Raw genomic sequence first — 1,384 nt, 5'->3', positions numbered from 1 at the left:
AGTTTCACGCAAAGATTCTGTGTTTAAAACCAAATAATATTTAACTTAGTAGTCTATAAGGCAACCTAAGTTAGCCTGTTTAGAGAGTTGTACTTGTACAGCTCTCTAATTTTTTATAGTATAGTTTATCGTAGGGAACTTGCTTTTTAAAGATAATAAAGGTCATCTCCAACAATTTCCTTTGTATAGCAGCAATAGCTTTCTTTTTTATACCATGTCTTGCAACTAGTTTATTAAATATATCTTTAAAGTGATCATCACTTCTGATAACGGATAAAGCGGGTAGGTAAAAGGCCTTTCGTAGGTGTCTATTACCCTTTTTAGACAATCTGGGTTTGCTTTTAACGGAAGTTCCAGATTGCTTCTCTATCACATCTAAACCGGCAAAACTGGTCAATTGCCGCTTATTTCGTATCAGTTCAAAACCATTGGTTTCACCTAACACAGTGCAAGCTGTTAGTTTCCCTATTCCTGATATGGTACATAACAGTTCAATAGCATTACTAACACTTTGATCTGTTTGAATTAATGCTGTCAATTCCTTTACTATCTCCTTTTCCTGCATATCCATAAACTCAATATGCTGTTGTATGCGTTTAAGTGTGCTGCTGTTAGGCCAGGCTTCTGATTGTTCGGCATGTAGCTGATTTTTGGTAATAGTCCGCTGCTCTATCAACTGTTCCCTTTCTCTTGTTAACTGTCGGATTCTCCCGTATACCCCGCTGGGCTTCTCCCAATTATCCAGTTTTCTTTCCAGGCCAAACCGGGCAATGGCATCTGCACTAGTCTTATCAGTAATGGTTTTAATATCCAGGGTACGCATATAATTGCTGATCTTGGATGGCAACACCACACTTATCTGGCTGTTATTCTCTATTAAAAAATGAGCAAGCTTTTCATGATATACTCCAGTGGCTTCCATTACATATCTGCGCTCCACTGCCGTATCTGTCACATTTTCTACCCATTTTACTAATTGTTTAAATCCGGCCAACGTATTATGATAGACCCTTCTGGCAAATAAATCAATACTAAGGTCAGAATATAAACGTCCGATAGTTACTACTAATTCTTTTTGGGCTACATCGATACCAATAGCCTGTTTGATTACCTGGTTGTTCATAGCTAATTGAATTTTAATAAAATAGAATCCCTCATCGACTTCTCTCCTGTTGGATATTCTGGCTGCTACTATATAGGTAGTGCCTTACATTCTGTTCAGACTCTAAGAGATTGCAAAAAAGGTGAGGTGATTTCTTTGCGAGTGCATACCTCAAAGGTTGCTTAGCGCATAATGTACTCTCACCTTTTTATTTTATTTAGTTCAAAACTAGTACTTTATAAGCTTTGACAACAGTCTTTAATACCTGTACAAACATAGGAG

General features: G+C 37.2%; 1 protein-coding gene. It reads right to left on the bottom strand.

From position 1 onward, the window contains the following. Nucleotides 1-79: 79 nt before the first annotated feature. Nucleotides 80-1,123 carry an IS110 family RNA-guided transposase gene (locus BLV62_RS28025; protein ID WP_089766381.1) on the bottom strand — a complete coding sequence of 348 codons (1,044 nt, stop codon included), beginning with the start codon at nucleotides 1,121-1,123 and terminating at the stop codon, nucleotides 80-82. Between the last annotated feature and the right edge of the window lie 261 nt (nucleotides 1,124-1,384).

Origin of the sequence: Chitinophaga terrae (ex Kim and Jung 2007) (assembly GCF_900107795.1) — a bacterium.
In the GTDB taxonomy this organism is placed as follows: domain Bacteria; phylum Bacteroidota; class Bacteroidia; order Chitinophagales; family Chitinophagaceae; genus Chitinophaga; species Chitinophaga terrae.
This window is presented reverse-complemented; position numbering and strand designations above follow the sequence as displayed.

Coding starts and splice junctions, on each gene's coding strand:
- BLV62_RS28025 (WP_089766381.1), bottom strand. CDS start 1,123: ATGAACAACCAGGTAATCAAACAGGCTATTGGTATCGATGTAGCCCAA.